This window comes from Neptuniibacter sp. QD37_11, from assembly GCF_047778105.1.
GTDB lineage: Bacteria > Pseudomonadota > Gammaproteobacteria > Pseudomonadales > Balneatricaceae > Neptuniibacter.
In genome coordinates, this window is record NZ_CP180552.1 from 1,330,819 (window position 1) to 1,351,012 (window position 20,194).

The 20,194-nt window shown below is 42.4% G+C and carries 25 protein-coding genes; 12 read left to right on the forward strand and 13 right to left on the reverse strand.

The features are described 5' to 3' along the window. Positions 1-309: an STAS domain-containing protein gene (locus ACMXYT_RS05920; protein ID WP_415900703.1), complete on the forward strand. Its 309-nt coding sequence runs from the start codon at positions 1-3 to the stop codon at positions 307-309. Positions 310-315: 6 nt separating this feature from the next. Further along, on the forward strand, positions 316-2,040 hold the full coding sequence (locus tag ACMXYT_RS05925; protein WP_415912021.1) for an ATP-binding SpoIIE family protein phosphatase: 1,725 nt from the start codon (positions 316-318) through the stop codon (positions 2,038-2,040). Here the strand turns inward: ACMXYT_RS05925 and ACMXYT_RS05930 are convergent. Continuing rightward, positions 2,037-2,795 (reverse strand): TlyA family RNA methyltransferase, encoded by a 759-nt coding sequence (locus tag ACMXYT_RS05930; RefSeq protein WP_415912022.1) that lies wholly within the window; start codon positions 2,793-2,795, stop codon positions 2,037-2,039. The two genes, ACMXYT_RS05925 and ACMXYT_RS05930, sit on opposite strands and share 4 nt — an antisense overlap. Positions 2,796-2,950: 155 nt before the next feature. Between ACMXYT_RS05930 and ACMXYT_RS05935 the strand changes: the two genes are divergently transcribed. After that, positions 2,951-3,337 (forward strand): RidA family protein, encoded by a 387-nt coding sequence (locus ACMXYT_RS05935; protein WP_415900706.1) that lies wholly within the window; start codon positions 2,951-2,953, stop codon positions 3,335-3,337. 124 nt (positions 3,338-3,461) lie between these two features. Here ACMXYT_RS05935 and ACMXYT_RS05940 read toward each other — a convergent pair whose 3' ends face one another. Together ACMXYT_RS05940 and ACMXYT_RS05945 are read right to left on the reverse strand one after the other, a co-directional pair. Beyond that, entirely contained in the window at positions 3,462-5,255 is a 1,794-nt protein-coding gene (locus tag ACMXYT_RS05940; protein ID WP_415912023.1) for a DEAD/DEAH box helicase, read from the reverse strand. 228 nt (positions 5,256-5,483) lie between these two features. Beyond that, complete coding sequence (locus ACMXYT_RS05945; protein WP_415900708.1) at positions 5,484-6,278, reverse strand: response regulator; 795 nt, start codon at positions 6,276-6,278, stop codon at positions 5,484-5,486. A 150-nt stretch (positions 6,279-6,428) separates the two neighbouring features. On the opposite strand from ACMXYT_RS05945, the gene ACMXYT_RS05950 reads away from it, so the two are divergent. Together ACMXYT_RS05950 and ACMXYT_RS05955 are read left to right on the forward strand one after the other, a co-directional pair. After that, positions 6,429-7,286 (forward strand): TraB/GumN family protein, encoded by an 858-nt coding sequence (locus tag ACMXYT_RS05950; protein ID WP_415900709.1) that lies wholly within the window; start codon positions 6,429-6,431, stop codon positions 7,284-7,286. Between the two features lie 10 nt (positions 7,287-7,296). After that, positions 7,297-7,833 (forward strand): hypothetical protein, encoded by a 537-nt coding sequence (locus ACMXYT_RS05955; protein WP_415900710.1) that lies wholly within the window; start codon positions 7,297-7,299, stop codon positions 7,831-7,833. Positions 7,834-7,973: 140 nt separating this feature from the next. On the opposite strand, the gene ACMXYT_RS05960 is transcribed toward ACMXYT_RS05955, so the two are convergent. The 7 genes from ACMXYT_RS05960 to ACMXYT_RS05990 form a co-directional block, all read right to left on the reverse strand. Continuing rightward, entirely contained in the window at positions 7,974-8,612 is a 639-nt protein-coding gene (locus tag ACMXYT_RS05960) for a helix-turn-helix domain-containing protein (RefSeq protein WP_415893952.1), read from the reverse strand. 163 nt (positions 8,613-8,775) lie between these two features. Next, complete coding sequence (locus ACMXYT_RS05965) at positions 8,776-9,099, reverse strand: hypothetical protein (RefSeq protein WP_415900711.1); 324 nt, start codon at positions 9,097-9,099, stop codon at positions 8,776-8,778. Between the two features lie 97 nt (positions 9,100-9,196). Continuing rightward, positions 9,197-9,655 carry a DUF3106 domain-containing protein gene (locus tag ACMXYT_RS05970; protein WP_415900713.1) on the reverse strand — a complete coding sequence of 153 codons (459 nt, stop codon included), beginning with the start codon at positions 9,653-9,655 and terminating at the stop codon, positions 9,197-9,199. Then, complete coding sequence (locus ACMXYT_RS05975; protein ID WP_415912024.1) at positions 9,642-9,830, reverse strand: hypothetical protein; 189 nt, start codon at positions 9,828-9,830, stop codon at positions 9,642-9,644. The genes ACMXYT_RS05970 and ACMXYT_RS05975 overlap by 14 nt, the downstream gene beginning before the upstream one ends. A gap of 7 nt (positions 9,831-9,837) precedes the next feature. Beyond that, positions 9,838-10,218: a DUF3619 family protein gene (locus tag ACMXYT_RS05980; protein ID WP_415900715.1), complete on the reverse strand. Its 381-nt coding sequence runs from the start codon at positions 10,216-10,218 to the stop codon at positions 9,838-9,840. Further along, the gene (locus ACMXYT_RS05985; protein WP_415900716.1) at positions 10,211-10,762 is read right to left on the reverse strand and encodes an RNA polymerase sigma factor; all 552 of its coding nucleotides are present in this window, start codon (positions 10,760-10,762) and stop codon (positions 10,211-10,213) included. The genes ACMXYT_RS05980 and ACMXYT_RS05985 overlap by 8 nt, the downstream gene beginning before the upstream one ends. Positions 10,763-10,800: 38 nt before the next feature. Next, positions 10,801-11,853: a M48 family metalloprotease gene (locus ACMXYT_RS05990; protein WP_415912025.1), complete on the reverse strand. Its 1,053-nt coding sequence runs from the start codon at positions 11,851-11,853 to the stop codon at positions 10,801-10,803. 127 nt (positions 11,854-11,980) lie between these two features. On the opposite strand from ACMXYT_RS05990, the gene ACMXYT_RS05995 reads away from it, so the two are divergent. From ACMXYT_RS05995 to ACMXYT_RS06010, 4 genes are read left to right on the forward strand one after another with little or no spacing between them, the layout of a single operon-like run. Beyond that, positions 11,981-12,490, forward strand: coding sequence for a DUF2878 domain-containing protein (locus ACMXYT_RS05995; RefSeq protein WP_415900718.1), 510 nt, complete (start codon positions 11,981-11,983; stop codon positions 12,488-12,490). Then, positions 12,471-13,010, forward strand: a complete 540-nt coding sequence (locus ACMXYT_RS06000) for a chalcone isomerase family protein (RefSeq protein WP_415912026.1) — start codon at positions 12,471-12,473, stop codon at positions 13,008-13,010. The genes ACMXYT_RS05995 and ACMXYT_RS06000 overlap by 20 nt, the downstream gene beginning before the upstream one ends. 33 nt (positions 13,011-13,043) lie before the next feature. Next, positions 13,044-13,823, forward strand: a complete 780-nt coding sequence (locus tag ACMXYT_RS06005) for an SDR family NAD(P)-dependent oxidoreductase (RefSeq protein ID WP_415900720.1) — start codon at positions 13,044-13,046, stop codon at positions 13,821-13,823. Positions 13,824-13,848: 25 nt separating this feature from the next. Next, complete coding sequence (locus tag ACMXYT_RS06010; RefSeq protein ID WP_415900721.1) at positions 13,849-14,268, forward strand: nuclear transport factor 2 family protein; 420 nt, start codon at positions 13,849-13,851, stop codon at positions 14,266-14,268. A gap of 67 nt (positions 14,269-14,335) precedes the next feature. Here ACMXYT_RS06010 and ACMXYT_RS06015 read toward each other — a convergent pair whose 3' ends face one another. Genes ACMXYT_RS06015 through ACMXYT_RS06025 form a run of 3 tightly spaced genes read right to left on the reverse strand, consistent with a single transcriptional unit; the run spans position 14,336 to position 17,736 of the window. After that, complete coding sequence (locus tag ACMXYT_RS06015) at positions 14,336-15,568, reverse strand: class I SAM-dependent methyltransferase (RefSeq protein WP_415900722.1); 1,233 nt, start codon at positions 15,566-15,568, stop codon at positions 14,336-14,338. Continuing rightward, on the reverse strand, positions 15,555-16,367 hold the full coding sequence (locus ACMXYT_RS06020; RefSeq protein WP_415900723.1) for a DUF1365 domain-containing protein: 813 nt from the start codon (positions 16,365-16,367) through the stop codon (positions 15,555-15,557). Before ACMXYT_RS06020 ends, ACMXYT_RS06015 begins: the two co-directional genes overlap by 14 nt. Then, positions 16,360-17,736 carry an NAD(P)/FAD-dependent oxidoreductase gene (locus ACMXYT_RS06025; RefSeq protein ID WP_415912027.1) on the reverse strand — a complete coding sequence of 459 codons (1,377 nt, stop codon included), beginning with the start codon at positions 17,734-17,736 and terminating at the stop codon, positions 16,360-16,362. Before ACMXYT_RS06025 ends, ACMXYT_RS06020 begins: the two co-directional genes overlap by 8 nt. 189 nt (positions 17,737-17,925) lie before the next feature. Between ACMXYT_RS06025 and ACMXYT_RS06030 the strand changes: the two genes are divergently transcribed. The 3 genes from ACMXYT_RS06030 to ACMXYT_RS06040 are packed head-to-tail and all read left to right on the forward strand — an operon-like array spanning position 17,926 to position 20,182. After that, a complete protein-coding gene (locus tag ACMXYT_RS06030) occupies positions 17,926-18,522 on the forward strand; it encodes a sigma-70 family RNA polymerase sigma factor (RefSeq protein ID WP_415900725.1) in 597 nt (198 codons plus the stop codon). Beyond that, complete coding sequence (locus ACMXYT_RS06035) at positions 18,519-19,181, forward strand: ChrR family anti-sigma-E factor (RefSeq protein ID WP_415900726.1); 663 nt, start codon at positions 18,519-18,521, stop codon at positions 19,179-19,181. The genes ACMXYT_RS06030 and ACMXYT_RS06035 overlap by 4 nt, the downstream gene beginning before the upstream one ends. Positions 19,182-19,216: 35 nt before the next feature. Then, positions 19,217-20,182, forward strand: coding sequence for a YbgA family protein (locus ACMXYT_RS06040; RefSeq protein ID WP_415900727.1), 966 nt, complete (start codon positions 19,217-19,219; stop codon positions 20,180-20,182). Positions 20,183-20,194 lie beyond the last annotated feature (12 nt).

The window sequence follows — 20,194 nt, forward strand, 5'->3', positions numbered from 1 at the left end:
ATGGCAATTTCTGTACAAAATGCTGGTGATAATAAAACGATTAATATTATTGTGTCTCAGCAGTTTGATTACTCCTTACATCAATCTTTTCGAGACGCTTACCGAAATGTTGATGTCCCTGGTACTATTTTTAAAGTGGATCTATCCAAGGCTACTTATATGGATAGTTCGGCTTTAGGCATGATTCTTTTGCTAAAAGAGCATGCGGAGAAAAAAGGTGGAAAAGTAATTATCTCGAAGCCTAATGAATCGGTACATAAAATTTTAACAATTGCGAATTTCGATCAGTTTGTAACTATCGAGAGTTAAGGGTTTATGGTTGAAGCTGAAGTAAGTCAGGCTGGAAGCGGCGATAATCAAGTTTTAATTGTTGATGATATGCGCCTGAATCGTCAGATATTAGGTCAGATGATTCTAGAGATGGGATTGGAGGCGGTCTTTGCTGAAACGGGCGAAGAGGCGGTTGAAAAATACCAGGCATTAAATCCAAGCCTGATTCTCATGGATATCAATATGCCTGGTATGGATGGTATTCAGGCTACCAGAAAAATTAAACAGGCTGCTGAAGACAGTTTCATTCCAATAATTTTTGTCACCGGGGCAGAAGGGCAGGATGTTATACGTCAAGCTATTGATGCCGGTGGTGATGATTATATCCAGCGACCTTTTCCTTTTGAGTTGCTCGAAGGGAAAATTGTTGCACTAAGGCGTATCGCGCAACTTTATCGTCAGGTGAATCGTTTAAATCATCTACGAGCTCGCGAAGAAGAGGTAGCTGAGCAGTTATTAAGTGGGGCTGTTGAATCTGCTAACGTAGCTTTAGATCAGATACGGATTCATAAACAACCTGCTGAAACATTCAGTGGCGATGTCCAACTAAGTGCCTTTCGCCCAAACGGCGAATTAAATGTTCTTTTAGGTGATTTCACCGGTCATGGCTTGACTTCAACGATTGGTGCTTTGCCTTTATCTGAAACCTTCAGAGCAATGACTGCGAAAGGTTATGATGCAGAAGAGATCATCGCTCAGATAAACCGTAAGCTACAAAAATTATTACCTACTGGAATGTTCCTTGCCACGGCTATAGTCACTTTGAGCCCAGATGGTACAGCAAAAATATGGAATGGAGGTTTACCTGATATTTTGGTGATCTCTAAGGGTGCTGTGGTGCAACGTATTGTATCTAGTCACCCTCCTCTAGGAATCATTCCTTCAGTCAAAGAACTTAATTTTGAACATACCAAGGTTGAGCCAGACGACCATATTCTGCTACTCAGTGATGGTGTAATTGAAGCAGAAAATCATAAAGCTGAGCAGTTTGGTGAAGATCGGCTATATCAATCTATCGCTGCCCAGAAAAATAGTCCTGAGACCCATTTAGTCGATATTATCCTGTCCGATCTTGGTGACTTTGTTGATGGCAATATTCAGAAAGACGATATTTCTCTGATCGATATTCCTGGCAGTGTTACAGCCGAAGATATCAAACCGATCACGCCGTGTGGTGTTGAATTGGATGTTAATGAGTCCTCTATTCTCGATATCTGGAACTGGAATTTAGAGCTACAAGGAGCCAGTTTAGCTCGTATTAACCCTGTAGCGCAGGCACTAAGTCGTTTACAGGAATCAGAGGGTGGTGGTGATCAGTGGCACAGTGTATTCAGCATATTAACTGAGCTCTATGTTAATGCCCTTGATCATGGGGTGTTGAAGCTAGAATCCAGCCTGAAATCTTCTCCTGAAGGGTTTGCTGAGTACTTTAGTGAGCGAGAAAAAAGACTTGAAGCCCTTTCAAGTGGTGCAGTTGCGCTATACCTGCAACATACGCGATTTGCCCATGGTGGCCGCCTTTTAGTGAGAGTAGAAGACAGCGGAGAAGGTTTTGACTATGACCATTGGCTACATAGTAAAAAAAGTTCCTGTGCTGGCCAGTTTAGCGGGAGAGGTATAGCTTTGGTTTCTGATCTATGTGACAGCATACGTTACGAAAACGCTGGTACAGCTGTAGAAGTGGTATATAGCTACTCTACTAAAGATTAGATTTTTTGCGCAATAATCAAAAATTCTCGGTTACCATCGCCGCCTTTAATTGGGCTTTCAAAGTAATCGAGAATTTGCATGCCTAGATTGGCACAGCACTCTACTACTTGCGCCTTAACTTGAGGATAGAGTGAACTATCTCGCACAATGCCTCCTCGTCCAATACCTTCTTTCCCAACCTCAAACTGTGGCTTTACAAGGCTAATCAAATATCCGTTTTCAGCGATAAGCGGAATTAAAGAAGGTAAAATTTTACGTTGAGAGATAAAGGAAACGTCCATAACGGCAAGATCAAAACCTTTTCCGTTTGTATGCTCTAGCAGCATTTCGTGCGGTAGATCTCTACCATTTATACCTTCATAGCAAGTGACTTTAGGATCCCCACGAAGCTTATCAGCGAGTTGATCGTGACCTACTTCTATACCTACGACAGCATCAATACCTGCTTGTAGCAAGCAATCAGTAAAGCCACCGGTAGATTGGCCAACATCGATAGCTGTTTTGCCACTCAGTTCTAGTTGTAGTGTATCTAGAGCCTTTAAAAGTTTTAAAGCACCGCGAGAGACGTAACGATCACCTTCATCTTCTTCAACTTCAAATGGTGTATCAGGATCTAACTTTAGACCAGGTTTTGTAAGAGGTTGCCATTGACCTTTGATCTCAGCTTGAACTCTTCCTGATTTGATCAATTGTTGCGCATGGGTGCGCGAACGGGCAAATCCCAGTTCAACAAGTAGAAGGTCGGCACGTTGCATAGTTCAAATCGGATCCGTTAAAAATGAGGGGATTATACGCAATCTAACCCTAGCTGGTTAGATTTTTAATAGGAGTGTAAACTCCCCAGTAAGCATATTTGTAATGGCTCAATTACGTCTATTTAATGCAAATTATCTTTTATACAGGGAAAACTATGAATAAAAGTATCATCAGTACTGAAAATGCACCTTCTGCAATTGGTACCTACTCTCAAGCGGTTCGCGTTGGAAACACTGTCTATATGTCTGGTCAGATTCCTCTTATTCCAGCCACTATGGAGATGGTTACTGAGTCGTTTGAAGCACAAGCAGAGCAGGTTTTCAAAAACTTGCAGGCTGTCGCTGAAGCAGCCGGTGGTTCTCTTTCTGATTTGGTTAAGGTAACTATTTTGTTATCCGATATGAGTCACTTTGGGATGGTTAATGAGGTGATGGCGCGTTATTTCTCTGAGCCATACCCAGCTCGTGCTGCGTTTGCGGTTAAACAGTTACCGAAAGATGCAGATATCGAAGTAGAAGCAATTATGGTGACTGCTGAGTAATTGATTTAGCAGTGATCTAGAAGGTAAAAAGGCAAGCTTACGCTTGCCTTTTTTAATCCCATCCTTGAGAAAGCACTAAACAGTTCATGAAGGGGGAAGAATGTTTAGTGGTAAAAACTAGAGCTTAGCTCTCTTTTTTCTTGCTATCTTTTCTGTTTCTACGCGGCGGACGGTTACGGCTATTGCTGTTACCTTTGCCACCGCGATCAGAACCGCGGCCTCTGCCACCACTGCCACGATGTTCGCCGCCACCTGTAGCTTCTTTTAGATTAAGACGCTGACCACATACAACTGCTTTTCGTAATTGTTGTACAACAGATTTTGGCATACCTGTTGGTAGATCAACTGTTGAGCAATCGTCGTAGATCTCGATAGCACCAATAAAGTTGGCATCTAGATCTGCTTCATTAGCAATTGCGCCCACAATGTTCTTTGGTGCAACACCATGGTCATGACCAACACTGATCAAATAGCGCTGCATCTCAACGTCAGGATGATCCTTCAGTTGTTTTGCTTTAGTGGACATAGCACGTGGTGGACGCTTGCCACGGTCATCTCTATCACGATCGCCACGTTCACGACGAGGTGGACGCTCTTGCTCTTTCATCAGCAGCGGAGTTTCGCCTTGTAGAAGGTGAGCCAGCGCGGATGCGATAATAAGCGGATCTGCATCGTGTTCCTGCTGATATTCGGTCAGTAGGTTTTTGAAAAAATCTAAATCTTGGCTATCGATCGTCTGTGTGATGCGATCAACAAAGCGCTGTACACGCTTTTCATTGATGTCATCAGTAGACGGCAGTTGCATAGTCTCGATCTTCTGACGAGTCGCGCGCTCAATAGACTTAAGCATGCGTTGTTCTCGAGGCGATACGAACAAAATCGCTTCACCTTCACGACCGGCACGGCCAGTACGACCAATACGGTGAATATAGGATTCAGTATCGTAAGGGATATCGTAGTTAAGAACGTGGCTGATACGTTCAACGTCCAAACCGCGTGCTACAACGTCAGTTGCGATTAGGATGTCGATTTGACCGCGTTTAAGCTTGTCGATTGTACGTTCACGCAGGTTTTGTGAAATATCACCATTCAGTGCTTCACAAGCGTAACCACGTGCAGATAGTTTTTCTGCTAGCTCAACCGTTGCAGATTTTGTGCGTACGAAAATCAGCATGGCATCAAACGTTTGCATCTCTAGGATACGTGTTAATGCATCTAACTTTTGATTGCCAGATACGCGCAGGTATTTTTGCGTGATCGTGGTAGCCGTTGCTGTTTTCGCTTTGATACGAACTTCAGCAGGGGAGTTCAGGTGATTCTCAGCGACTTTCTTGATCTGCGAAGGCATAGTCGCAGAGAAAAGCGCAATCTGACGATCATCTGGCGTATGTTCTAGAACCCACTCAACATCGTCGATAAAGCCCATACGAAGCATTTCATCGGCTTCATCCAGTACTAGAGCCTGAAGGTTATCTAGTTTAAGAGAGCCACGGCGCATGTGATCCATTACACGACCAGGCGTACCAACAACAACTTGCGCACCACGTTTTAGTTGGCGAAGTTGGCTGTCGTAAGCTTGACCGCCGTAAATTGGTAAAACGTGGAAGTCAGGAAGGTTACGAGCATAAGTTTGGCACGCTTCAGCAACCTGAATAGCTAATTCACGAGTAGGTGCAAGAATAAGCAATTGCGTATGACGGCTTTTTAGATCAAGCCTAGATAGCAATGGCAGGGAAAATGCGGCAGTTTTACCGGTACCCGTTTGTGCAATACCCAGAAGGTCTTTACCCTCTAGTAGATGAGGAATACTTTGTGCCTGAATTGGAGATGGCGTTTCGTATCCGATCTCGTCCAGGACCTTCAATACGGGAGCCGCAAGGCCAAGCTCAGCAAAGGACAGCTGATCTTCTGAATTCATTCTTTGACTTACCTATTCGGAATTAGGGCAGGGCTGCATACTATTTTAAGATACAGTATAGGCTGCTCTGGTGGGAAAGCGGGCATTATACACCTCAGCCAGCCCATAACAAGTTCTCAGGCCTTTAATATCTAGTTTATACCGTTATCTTTGGTGAAATTTTAGTCATTGTAATTGTGCGTATTTTAAACAGCGATATTTTTGTTCTACAGCACCATCTAAATAGAACTAATCATCTAAAATTTGGGAAAGTAATTTTTTTAGAGTTGCGGGTTCAAAAGGCTTATCCGCCATAGCATTTACGCCTGATTTGGCGACATTACTCAGATGGGCATGGCTTGCTTCACTGGTTACCATCAAAATAGGAATATGAGAGTAATCCCCAGAGCCTCTTACATATTCGGCAAGTTGCAAACCATTAATTTCTGGCATGTTGTAATCGGTAACAATGAGATCAAAACCATTGGGAAGTAAGGGGATTGCTTCAGAGCCATCAGTGGCTTGAGTGATATTTTCAATACCTAAATTTTTTAAAACGTTGGTAATAACTTTACGAGCCATACGGCTATCATCTACTACTAATACCCTCAATGAGGCAGCGTCATAATACTCAAGATCCAGCTCATGGTGGGACAATATATCCAGAGTTGAATTTATTGCGGTTGCTAAATGATCGTGATTAAAAGGCTTTGGCAGAATAGCTACGATGCCCGCTTGTTTAAACTTGTCTAACTCACTATGTCTATTTTCACTTGATACCAGCATAAATGGCAGGTCAGTAAGAGAAGGGTCGTTACGAATAAATTGAAGCAGTTCCTCTGCTGAGCCGTCGGAGAAATAAAGGGCGCTAATAATTAAATCTGGGCGAACCGATTTTATTTGTTTAATAGCAGTCGCTACGCTGTCAGCTTCATCTATACGCTCAACTAATTCTTTGTTTAGCTCTTTACGTATAATCTTTCTTTGAGTGGCTGAGGGCTCTACAAGTAAAATCGTTAGATCTGAAGAAGTTAGCTCCGACATATATTGTCCCTTTTATTGTCATTTATTATTTATTATTCAAGCTTTCGTATAGATCATATCCTTTTAAAGCTGAGTAAACTTTGATTTGAAGCTAAAGTGTATGTAATTAGCAGTGAGTTAATTCCTAAGTAGAATAGTGGGGAGTATAAAATGAAAAGATTTATTTTAGGTTTCTTAGTGTTTCTCTTTAGTTTTTCTGTTTTAGCCCAAACCTCCCTTTGGAAAGTGACAAAAACAGGGGAAGAGATCTACCTTGCAGGGACCATTCATGTCTTAGCACCTTCCGACCTACCGTTTCCAAAAGCGTTTGATCAGGCCTATAACGCCTCAGATATAGTTGTTTTAGAGACCGAAATGTCAGAGATTCTCGATCCAAATTTTCAGGTGAGACTGATGGTCCATTTTTCATATAGTGATGGCCGCTTATTAACGCAGATGATCTCCCCAGAGCTTTATCAGGAGCTCCAGCAGTTTCTGCGTGATCGTGGTCTTATTCCACACATATTTATCGGTATGAAGCCAGCAGGCGTTATGTTAACGATGCTTGGAATCGAGTTTCAGCGATTAGGTATTTCTGAAGATGGTGCTGATACTGTTTACTATCAGAAAGCTATTAAGGATGGTAAGGAGGCCCTTGGTCTTGAATCGATCGAAGACCATATTGGTTTTATAGCAGAGCTGGGTGAGGGAAACGAGGAGCGTTATCTGAAGCAGACGCTTGAGGATATGAAAGAGACCGAGAGTATGATGCGAGAGATGGTTCTCTATTGGAAATCTGGAGATACGGAAGGCCTTGAAAAGATTGTCGTAGAGCAGATGAAGAGCGATTATCCGAAGGTGTATCAATCCCTATTGGTTGATAGAAATAAGCGTTGGTTGCCTCAGATTAAATCGATGCTTACAACGCCTGAGATTGAATTTGTATTGGTAGGAGCTGCTCACTTGATTGGCCCAGATGGCATTCTGAAAGAGCTCAAACAGCAAGGTTATTCTGTAGAACAGATGTAAGGACAAAATTATGCTAGGAACACGCATTATTCTACTTTCAATGAGTGGTGTCCCAGGATTAGAGGGAAACGCCCCAGAAGCAGAGATGATTTGCGCTGCTAACCATGACATCCCTCTTTTTTGGCTTCTACCTTTCGCTTGTGAGGATCTGCAATATTTTGAAGTCGCTGCGGAAAACGATGGCATCCTCAGTCACAGTGGAAACGCCAAATATCCAGTTTTAGTAGCTGAGCGAGCACAGCTCTTAGAGCGTCTTGAGCAACGTTGTACATTACTAAAACCATTTATCTCTGCTGGGGATACAGAATTATTGCAACGTTGGATTCAGTTTATCTCAGAGCTTTTAACGCCTGTCATTGCAATGGATACCTATGAGTTATGGTGTAACTCAGGACAGCAGGAACAGTTAGCGGATAATATCCTAGCCAAACTATCTGTGTTCGATGGCATTAGCAGCGAAAATGCGTCAAATACTCTAGAAGAGTTAAAGAAGAGAGGTATTTGGCAAGAGGGCAATAAAATTGCCTTAGCTGGATTTGGTTGGTAGTTCAGATCAAAAAAAACCGTCACATCTAAATGTTTGCAAGCAAACGTCATGGTGTGACGGTGTTCAGGAAGGTTATTCTCAGTATAACTTAGTTTATGAATTTTGCAGTTTTACTGAATTTAGATTCCGATGGAGTAACTTTAAGCTGTTACCCAAACAACTTCTGCGTCTTCTTCACTGGTGGAGACTAATGCATGGCCCATCTCGCAATCGTAATAGGCTGAATCTCCAGGGAATAGTTCGAGAGGTTCGTAAAATTCTGTGTAGAGTAGAAGCGAGCCTCTCAAAACAAACAGGAACTCTTCACCATCATGTCTAACCCAATCAGTATATTCATCGAAATCACGAGCCCTAACTGTTGTGCGATAAGGGATCATCTTTTTGGTACTCAGCTGAGTTGCTAGTAATTCGTGCTCATAGGTAGGAGTCGGGTGGGGTACACCTTCGCCTCCACGAGTAATATCTCGACGACCACCCGCGCCGGCACCGCGCTTAGGTTGGGAGAACAGTTGAGGAATATCGATACCCAAGCCTTTAACTAATTTGTTGACGGCACTGAAGGTTGGAGATATCTGCTCGTTTTCGATTTTAGAAAGTGTTGAGCGGGCAAGACCTGTGAGTTTACTCGCTTCTTCCAGAGTCAGATTTTGGCTTAAACGGATCTCTTTGACACGTTTACCCAACTGCAGAGGTTCTAGTGTAGCTTCTGTTTGACCGTTGCTCCGTTGTAGGCCTAGTTTTTCTTTCTCTTCCTTTAGGAAAAATGGCTCGTCAGACATGCATACAACCCCGAATCTCACTCTGTTTTTAATTATCTTTGAGCACAAATATAGTGCTATTTAGACAGTATACATGGTTGATAAGGGGTTCTCTAATAGGCGAAAGGGTGATCCATATATTTCAGCCGCGTTAGGCGCGGCTGAGATGAATGAAAGGGGTAGGTTAGTGATTTTGATTGTAGCGATCACCTCTTTTATCCAATTTGGCATCAATACGGCTACCTTTCTTATCTAACCGTGCATCGATGCGGTCACCTTTGCGATCCAGCTTAGCAGCTAATTTGTCTTTCCCTTGTGCGGATGCGCGCTCAGAACGGCGGTCTAACTTATCGTTAATTCGATCACCTTTTCTATCAAGTCGATCTTCAATGCGGTCGCCTTTAGCATCTAAACGAGCTTCTACACGATCTCCTTTATCTTCTGCATGCGCTAGGCCGGTAAAAGCTAAAGTCGTGATCATTAAAGTTTGAGCGATAATGTTTTTCATAAGTGTCCCCTAACGTTTTTGTGTTTGTTACTAACTACAACGGGGTAGGTGGAAAACGGTTGACAAAAAAACGGCAGAATTTCTGCCGATTTAAGTTTTATTTGTCTGTGTTTGACTTTAACTTCTCTCTAAAGGCTTTGCGCTGCTCGGGTGTGAGTTCTTGCCAGCGTTGCCTTAATGCTTGTCGTTTTTCTTTGGGCATCTGCCTAAATTCTTTGTATTTACCCTTTAGCTTCTTCTTCTGTTCAGGGCTTAGTTTATTCCAACGTTTGTACTGTTTCTTTAGTTGTTCTTTTTGTTCTGGCGACATGGATTGCCAACGCTTAAAGCGTTTTTGAGCTCGCTCTCGCTGTTGCGGCGTCATGTTCTTGAACCGTTCTGCGCCTTTAAGTAATTTTTGCTGACGCTCTTCTGGTAATTGACTCCATTTTTCAGAGAGGGGCGCTAAAAATTTCTGTTGTTCGTCCGTTAAACTATCCCATTGGGTTACTGCAGCGCTGAGGTAAGTGGATGATAGGCACCATGTGATTAGGAAAAGTGATTTAATTAGTTTCATTAGAATCCTCCTCCGTAGATCTATCTTCAATTTGCTCTGGTTCATTGGTTGAGTCGTCGCTCAATTCAAGAGCGGGTTTAATCCAGATTTCATTTTCTTCTTGGCCTAGAAATTCTAAAAAACTCATACTCGGTGCTGTTTCTTCTGCGCTGAGTAAGCTGCTATAGATCAACATTATTGAACTAACCCTGCTCAGCTTGGAGCGAAAGCCAGTTGATAAACTCAAGCTCTTCATAGAGATCTAAATCCTCTTCTGCACTCAGCAGATCTAGTGTTTCTAACGAAAGTAAATTGTTTTGCACTAATTCTTGGGTATCGTCATTAATAGGTAGCCATAAGGTTAAAAGTAAAAGCGCAGCCATCGCTATGCCTGTTGGAAACATATTGTTTTGGAGCGAATGAACCCATAATTGCGTAGGTTCAGACGAGCTTTCTTTTTGCTCTAGCGATTGTTTTCGGGCTTGGGCTAAACGATGTGTAATCTCAGGTGATTGATCGTTTACCTGTTTATCTAGTGCTTTTTTGCAAGCATCTACAAATGCTTTGTCGTTAGGGTCACTCATGGTCGGGACCTATAAAATTGTGTGCTGCTAACTTCTGTTTTAGACGTGCAGTTGCTCTAGAAAGATGTGTTTTTATACTGCCTTCACTACATGCCATTGCTTCGGCTGTTTCTTTCACACTCATGCCTTCCCAAATCCGGAGCAGAAAGGTCTGTTGCTGTCTTTGGGGTAACGCTTCTAATTCATGAAGCAACGCATCACCAAATCGCTCATGCTGTAAGAATTCTTCAGGCAACAGGGCGGAAGGATCAACAAACTCTTCTTCAATAACCTCACTATCTTCTTCATTTGCCCGGAAGCTAATCCAAGAGAAAATCCTATTCGTTAGCGTTTTTCGACGATGAAAGTCATTAATTCTGTTCTGTAGCATGCGGTGAAAAAGTGGTTTCCAGTCAGCCTCTGGTTTATCGCTATAGGTATGAACAAATTTGAGCATTACATCTTGGACTATATCCAATGCATCCTGATCACAGCCAGTAGCAATCCTAGCTATCTGGAACGCGCGACGTTCTATCTGAATTAGAAAGTGTTCGATTAGTTGCACAGTTAAACGTCTCGTATCACCTAAATCCTTGCTCCTAATTACTGTAACGTTGTAGCTGAAGTTTGGTTGACAGAACTCGTGAGATTTTTAAATCGAGTAATCTCTTTACGGATCAGAATAGAGCGTTCGACTGTGGTTGGGTGAGAGATCTCTTTTCCTTTGGTGATCGTCGAAGGGTGAACTGCTGCCATTTTTTGCCAGAATAGATCCAACCCTTCAATTTCAAATCCTGCTTTGTGCATCAGTTGTAAGCCAATGAGATCAGCTTCGATCTCATATTGCTGAGTATATAAATTTGCGCCTAGTCCCGTTGCGATTAAAGGCGAGGGTATACCGCTCGCGAGTAAAGCTGTATCTAGCAATAAGCCAAGTGAGCTATTTTTGATCCGTTGCGGGATATGGTGCTGAGTATTGTGTGCCATCTCATGTGCGATAATTAGGGCAAGCTCATTATCATCCTGCGCAAAGCGCATCAGTCCCTGAGTAATGACAATAGTGCTGCCATCAGCGTAGCCATTAATGGCATCACTAGGGCTTAAAATGACTGGGTAATTACAAAGTAACTCCGGCTTCATAGAGAGAGTAATCAGGTCTTCATCGCGTTCAACGGTCAGTTCTACAACGGTCTGATCTTTTAGGTTGTTGCTTAGATGTTTGATCGATTTAGCTGTACCTTTTGGAAAAGGTTGTTTGTTGATGGAAATTAGTTTGTCGCCTACTTTCAGCTTTTGATGTGCGGGCCCGTTACTTAATACCTGTAAAACACTAGGTTGTTCGTTAAGTGAATAGATGGTTTTAGTAACGGCTTTCTTCGGTTTTTTATAGTCGTCTAGGCTATGGATGAATATACCTAAGCTCGGTTTTGTTCTTTTTCCGCAGGCTTCTATATTCTTGGTCAATAAAGGGCGAGCGACTTCAGCGAGCCGGGTTTGCTGTTGCAGCTGATAGCGAAACGCTTTCTCTAATTGGATCGATTGTTCTTGCTTAATTTCATCTTTGGAAGGGGTTTGGGTCGTCAGTGATGGCGAGGAACATCCCAAAATTATGAGCGTAGGTAAAATTAAGCTGATATATCGCTTCCAGTGTCGCATCTTTTTAAATCCATGTTTTTCATCCTTATAGCAGTGATTTTAGGCGCAAATCAAGTAAGTGGATTATGAGCCTATGATCTATTGAGAGTTGTGGCTCGTATCTCTAGAAAGGGTATAGGTGATAGAGATGAGCGAACGGTTCTGGGTTAATGCGATCGGCTTTCAACTTGTTTGGTGGCTGAGTATTTTGTATGGGAATGATGCGGTCATCATTGTCAGCTTTATCATTTGCCTTCATCTGATTTTTCATTCAGATCCCGCTCTAGAAACCTGTATTGTCTTTTCGTTAGCTGCCCTCGGCTTTGTTGTTGATTCAGTTTTAACCCTCTACGGGGTGTTTGAATTCGACAATTCTTCTTTTCCTCCTCTTTGGTTACTTCTTCTTTGGATGGGGTTTGTTGCCACTCTCAGGCACAGTTTGGCGTTCTTTAATAATCGCTTGTTGCTATCAGCGCTGGTGGGAGCAATAGGAGGTAGCAGTACCTACATTGCAGCAGCGAAACTTGGAGCAGTATCCCTTGGCTTCTCAATGGCCTCTTCTTTTCTGCTTTTGGCAGCGATCTGGTTGCTACTTTTCCCATTCCTTATGTATTTCAGTCATCGTTTAGGGGCTCGATATGTTCGTTCAGACGTGTAATTTTATTCGTTATATATCGATTTGTTTGTTATTGCTCATGCAGAGTGCATTTGCCCTTGTGCAAGCCCAAGCCCAAGCAGAGCCCAATATAGAAAATTGGAAAGAGGTGGGAAGAGCTGAGTTATCAGTCCTTTGGTTTGATGTTTATGACGCGGTTTTTTATACGCCAAATGGTGTTTTTCAGGGTTTTAGTTCGCCTCTCCAACTGAGTTTGGATTACAAACGTGATATCAGTCGGGATGATCTCTTGTCAGAAACAGATAAACAATTTGCACGTTTTCAGGTGGCAAAAGATACGAGATCAATATGGCTAACTCGGTTGGAGAATATATGGCCTGATATTAAGGAGGGCGACCAACTTATTTTCCAAATCAATACCACTGGAAAGGCTGATTTTTTCCATAATAAGCTTTGGATTGGTGGTATCGAGGATATGCAATTTTCTGAAGCCTTTATCCAAATATGGCTTTCAGATCAGGGAGAATACCCTGAACTCGCAAGAAAACTAAAAGGCCAGTAATGATAAATCTATTTATTTCTTAGGACGGTGGATATGTTGAACCAAGAACTACCCTGGAGATCCGCTTGGTTAACGGGAGCAGGCAGTGGTATAGGTGAGTCATTGGCGCTTTTGTTGTCAGAGAATGGCGTGGATGTATTTATCTCAGGCAGGACTCTTTCCACATTAGACAATGTAAAGCATAAAGCTGAACAATTGGGTTATCCCGGTAAGATTATTCCATTAGAAATGGATACCACCCAACCAGATCAAATTGAACGAACTCTTCAACAGTTTGATAATGCTTTTCCTGAGTTAGTTGTATTAAACGCCGGCACGCATGATCCGTTTCCCGTCGAGGAGTTTAGCGCTAGCAGGGCTAAAGCTTTACTCGATGTTAATTTACAAGGCACCCTCAATTGCTTGGAGCCAGTTATAGAAAGGGCGTTGAGCTCCAACTCGGGGCAAATTGCCGTGATGGCATCAGTCGCCGGCTATAGAGGTTTGCCTACAGCTGCTGTATACGGTGCGAGTAAGGCTGCATTAATTCATTTATGCGAAGCATTACAATTGGATTTGAAAGGCACTCAAGTAAAATTACAGGTGATTAACCCTGGGTTTGTTAGAACTCCGCTTACAGATAAGAATGACTTTGAAATGCCGTTCTTATTAGAACCTGAGGATGCTGCACAACGTATCTTAGATGGCTTAATCAAAGACCAATTTGAAATTACATTTCCTAAACGTTTCAGTTACATTCTAAAATTTCTAAGCATCATTCCGTATCGTTGGTATTTTGCTTTGGTTAGCAAAGCGCTGCTTAAAAACAGATAAATATAATCAGTCAGGATCAGGATTCATGGATCGTTGGATAACGGAATATGTATCAACTTTAGAAGGGTTAAACAGAGATAACCTTGCATCACTTTTAGAGAAAACACGTGATGATTTTGACTTTAAGGACCCTTTTAATCACACCTATACCCGAGATGATTTTGTCGCCATCTTAGATGATATGTACTCCAAGTTAGATCAGGTTGTTTTCAAAGTCGATCAAGTGATGGTTGATGAAAATCAAGCCATGATTTATTGGAATTACCGCGCTACAAGTAGACTTACAGGAGATATAAATTTCGCCGGCACTAGCCTTATAAAAGCCGATCAGCATGGAAAAGTTTTTTTCCACCATGACTATTGGGATGGGTCAGAGTTACTGGTTAAAGTACCGGTGATAGGTAAAGTGGTTAAATTCTTGAGAGGAAAATTTAGCCATCAATAAAAAGCCCTTTGTATTCATTTAAATGAATGACATAGGGCTTTTATGAATAGTCTATGAAACTCTTAGATTATTTCTCTTCATCATGGCAGATGACGTACAGACCAACATCAATAGATCCGTGTTCAAAACCGCCTTCACAGTACGCTAGGTAATAGCGCCATAAACGATAAAAGGTTTCATCAAAGCCTTGATGATTAATCTCTCCCCAAGACTTTTCAAAATCACGATGCCATTCGCGTAGTGTTCGAGCATAATCTTTACCAAATAATTGTTTAGTTTTTAAGGTAAAGCCATGCTCAGCAAACTTCTCTCGAAGTCGTTTATCACTCGGCAGCATGCCACCAGGGAAAACATAACGTTGAATAAAATCTGCTTGTTTACGATAGCTATTAAAACGTTCGTCATCGATTGTGATGATCTGAAGGACAGCATTACCACCCGGTTTAAGTACACGCTTTAGGGTTTCAAAATAAGTGTCCCAATGTTTCTCGCCAACCGCCTCAAACATCTCAATAGAAACCACCGCGTCATACTGCTGCTGGAGGTCACGGTAATCCGTTAAACTGAGATGAACTTTATCTTCTTGTTTAGCTTCTGCAATCTGGTTCTTCGCCCACTTAAGCTGTTCTTTCGAAAGCGTGATGCCATGTACGCGTAAGTTGTTTTCTTGGCTAGCTTTTCTAGCAAACCCGCCCCAACCACAACCAATTTCAACGACGTGTTCACCTTCTTTAGCGTCTAAAAGCTCAATGATCCTGCCGTATTTATTTTGTTGAGCATCGAACAAAGATTCATCTTGGGATTTATATAAAGCAGCTGAGTAAGTCATGCTTTCATCGAGCCAAGGTTGGTAGAAATCATTACCTAGATCATAATGGGCTGCGATGTTTTTCTTACTACCTGAACGGCTATTATCTCGACGCCAGTGGTAAAGGTTGTGCAAAGAGCAGATTAGAAATCCAGCCTGTGAAAGGTCACTCAGTGAGTCTTCATGAGCAAGGCCCCACTGCATCAACGCAGTCAGATCTTTGCTATCCCAATCACCTGCCAAGTAACTTTCTGACCAGCCATTAATGCCGCCGAAGAATAAACGAACTAACGGACGGAAGTTATTCAGCTTTACCTCAGCTATAGGGAAGGCATGGCCGATTTTTTTGGTGTAGCCGCTAGGTAAAGTGAGGTTTAAAGTTCCAATCGATTGATTTAGCTTGGCAGTAAGGTATTTGAGAAGTTTTTTCTCAAACCAAGTTGGCTGAGGCGAGCTAGATGTTAACTCGTTGGATGATTCATAAACTTTCATAATGCGTTACTCCATGCTTATCTTGCCAGCTAATGCTGTGACTGACCTTTTTATCACGAGGTTGAATGGTCAGTTTTTTTCGCCAAAGCTTAAGTGCTTCCCAGTGAATCGCGCCTACCACTTTTAGAGTCATCAACGGATATTGGAAGAACATTTTCAATAGTTTACGGTCATTTAAGGGAATCCGATCACCTTTAAATGAAGCATAAAATACGGTGGAGTGTTCTTCTTGAGTTGGTGTTTGTTCTACTTGTTTAATACCGATTGATACATGTTGGTCAGGTGGAGTAATACTGAATTGATAAGCGGTTTCCATTGGCATAAAAGGGCTTACGTACATTAACTTATCGCAGCCATGTCGAATCACTTTGTCTCTGCCTTGTGATTCGATGAGATAGGTATGCCTAGAGCCGAAGGTGTTACTGACTTCATAAAGAATGACCTCAACCTCATCCTCTTTGTTGTAACAAAAATAAACGCTGAGGGGATTGAAGGTGAAGCCTAATATTCTTGGATAACAAAGTAGTTCAATGCGTTCAGTTGCAGAGCTGTGCCCTCTGTCGATTAGATGCTGTCTAATTTCAGCGGCAAGGTTTCCTTTGCTGGTACCGTGATCCCGTTCTTTGAATGAGAATAGATTGAATCGGTTAATCGAAAAAAATCGAAATTTGTCTAGCTGATCCAATTCATCTAAGTCGACTTTCAAGGAAAAGACGCTGTACACAAATCGATGATCTGTAGGCTTCACGCGATGATGCATCACTTTTCCTTGGTAGAGTGACGATCGCAAATTAGCCATGACTTTCAGCTCGTTCAATGGTGTTGTCTTCCTTGCGTATTTTACTCTCATGAACATGTATTCGGCTGTTTTTGTCTTGCACCACCCAAGGGCGAGGAATGCCACCGAGCTCTTCGGCAACAGCTAGTCCTGCTTGCAAACCATCTTCGTGGAAACCGTAACCAAAATAGGCTCCACAGAACCAAGTTCTTTGTTTGCCTTGTAATGACCATAGTTCTTTTTGAGATTGAAGTGACTCTTTGCCGAAGGCTGGGTGGTCATAAAAGAAGCTACGGATAATAGACCCTTGTTCCGGTTCCTTTAGCGGGTTTAAGGATACGAAAATAGGTGTATCTGTATTTAGCGGCTGCAACTGATTCATCCAGTAGGTCACGGATACATCTTGAGATTTATCCCTGATACCTTCGGAAAGGTAGTTCCAACTCGACCAAACCTTTTCTCGTTTTGGCATCAGCGAAGCATCTAGATGAAGGTAAGCTTTGTTTCTCTGATAAGGAAAGTTCTGCAATAACCTTTTTTCTTCATCTGTTGGGGATTCAAGCAATGCTAAGGCTTGATCAGAATGGCAGGCTAAAACAACATCATCATACTGTTCTCGTTTGCCGTGGTGGTCTTCTATAAACACGCAGTTATCAGAACGAATAATTTTATGGATACGGCTGTTGATTCTGATATTGCCACCTAAGGTTTCGGCAACTTTATTTACATAGTTTTTACTACCTCCAATAACCGTTCGCCATTGTGGACGATTACTCAGTTGAACCAGACCATGGTTCCGACAAAAACGCATAAAGCAACTCGCTGGGTAGTTAAGCATCTGCTCAACTGGAGTAGACCAAATCGCCGCGCCCATTGGTAATAGATGATCGTATATGAAGTGTTTGCTGTAGCCCTCTTGAGTAAGGAGGTCACCTAAGGTCATTTCATCTAAATTATGTTGCTGTGATAAAGCTTCCGAATTACGGTAGAAGTGCATCACTTCTCTGATCATATTCCAAAAGGAAGGTTTGAAAACATTGCTCTTCTGAGCAAGCAAACCAGATAAACCTGTACCAGAATATTCTAATTGGCCTTGATTGATTGAAACGGCAAATGACATGTCAGTTTCGCAGGTCTTAACATCTAGCGTTTTGAAAAACTCAACTAGGTTAGGGTAGTTCACGGGGTTGAATACAATAAAGCCCGTATCAACATCGATAGATTGGTTCTTATGTTCAAATGAGACGGTATTTGAGTGGCCGCCCAAACGGTCATCTTTTTCGTAGAGGGTGACGTCGTGGACTTTGTTGAGAAGCCATGCACAACTTAATCCGGAGATGCCGGAACCAACAATCGCAATCTTTTTGGGGCGCATGGCTGAAATTTTCATCTATCTAGTCCGTTGTTACTGAATATGTGTTTTATAGTTAGGTTTGTACAGGTTTAATTGTTATCTGCAGTAACTAATACGCACACATAATGTATTGAGATCACTAGGTTTAGTTATTAAATGCAAAAAAATTGTATTTAAGAATACATAAAGGTGATCCGGTTCATGCGAGTACACGTAAGGAGTCATATGGAAAACAAACCGCCAGGTGAAGACGTGGAAAAAGTTGTTGCTATGCCGCAGCCGGAAACTACTCAAGATTGGAGTAGTTTATTAATGTCGCTCGGTGAAACCAAAGACAAAGCTCTGTTTGTGCAACTGTTCAAACATTTCGCTCCTAAGATTAAGGCCTACATTATTCGATTAGGTTTGGTAGAGAGTACCGCTGAAGAGTTGATGCAGGAGACTATGGCCTCAGTATGGCGCAAAGCGCACATGTATCAAAAATCGAAAGCGGCAGCCAGTACTTGGATTTTTACCTTAGCTCGAAATCAAAGTATCGACTGGATGCGTAAGCAGAAATATCCGGAATATTCTCTAGATGAGTGGCATGAAGAAGCCGATGATTCACAAGATACTTGTGCTGATATGGTTCTGTCTTCTCGCATGCAAGCTTCCATAGATAAACTTCCAGAGCTTCAGGCTCAGGCAATTTATATGTCTTTTTATGAAGGTCGTTCTCACTCTGAAATTGCAGATCGTTTGGGGATACCTCTTGGCAGTGTTAAATCCAGAATTCGATTAGCTTCAGAAAAATTAAGAGTAATGTGGAGGGATGATGTATGAACATTAAACATCACCTAGATGAAGCCACCCTAGTTAGTTATGCGGCTGGCTCAATGTCTCAATCAATGGCTTTGGTTGCAGCTTGCCATCTCTCTATGTGCCCTGAGTGCCGTGAACGTGCTCAAAAGTCCGAAGCGATAGGCGGCATGCTTCTAGAAAGCCTTGAGCCAGCAACTATTGATGATTCATCCCTTAACCAAGTATTGGCTATGCTGGATGACGAGGATATCGGCGTAGAATTCACCCGTAGTAAGCCTGTTAAATCGGTTGATTCTGATGTGCCAGCACCTCTTGCTGATTACATTGGCGACAAGCTTGAGAACATCGAGTGGAAACGCATTGTTCCTGGTGTCTACTATCATGATTTACCTTGTAAAAGCGAACGAGGTGGTGTCTCACGATTACTACGTATAGCACCGGGTAAATCGATGCTGGCACATACGCATGATGGCAATGAGCTGACCTTAGTATTAAAAGGTTCTTTCAGCGATGAAATGGGGCGCTTTACCGCCGGAGATATTGCGGACCTTGATAGCGAAATTGAGCACCAGCCTCTTGTGGATAGTGATGAAGATTGCATTTGCCTGATTGCGACTGACGCACCACTTAAATTCAGTACATTGTTAGGCAAATTGGTTCAGCCTATTACTGGCTTCTAAATAGATTATTTCGGCTTAGCGTTGAGGGATAAACAATGAACACAGCAACTTTGAATGAATTGATCCCGGTTGGTGTAAGTGCTTGTTTATTAGGGCACAAGGTAAGATATGATGGAGGCCATAAGCGGTCCAAATATTGTCTTAATGTCCTTAGTGAGTGTTTTGAGTTCAAGCCTTTCTGCCCTGAGGTTTCGATTGGATTGAGTACTCCTCGAGAGCCTATCAGGTTGGTGGGTGATGCTGAATCTCCGCGTGTTCTCGGCACGAAAGATCCCTCTTTGGATGTGACAGAGCCGCTTAAGGCTTATGCTGCTGAGGTAAGTGCGAACAACCAAGACCTTTGTGGCTACATTCTTATGCAAGGTTCACCCAGCTGTGGGATGGAGCGGGTAAAGGTGTACCACGAAAATGGTATGCCAAATGTGGCCGGAAGTGGTGCTTACGCTGATGAATTTATGAAGCGTAACCCTGCACTGCCTGTGGAAGAAGAGGGTCGTTTAAATGATCCTGTACTGCGAGAAAATTTCATTACTCGAGTATTCGTCTATTTCAGTTGGCAAAAAGAGGTCATGTCGGCCCCATCGCTACATGAAGTGATTCAGTTCCATAGCCGACATAAATATCAGTTAATGGCTCACAGCTACGAAGGTTATAAGCTTTTAGGTAAATATCTTGCTACAGAAGCTTCTCAGGTGCCTTTGGAAGAGGTACTTGATACCTATATTCTTGAGCTAATGACCCATCTAAAAAAACGCGCGAGTCGAAAAACTCATACCAATGCTTTGATGCATATTATGGGTTACCTCAAAAGAGATATTGATACCGAAACCAAGCAAGATCTTCTTGAAGCGATAGAGCAGTATCGCAAGGAAGAGGTTAATTTGGTTGTACCTCTTGCGCTGCTAAAACATTACCTGAAGCGTTATGGTAGTGAATACATCCAGACCCAAGCGTACTTAGATCCATACCCTCATGAATTGGGCTTAAGAAATTATATTTGAGGAATGATTCAA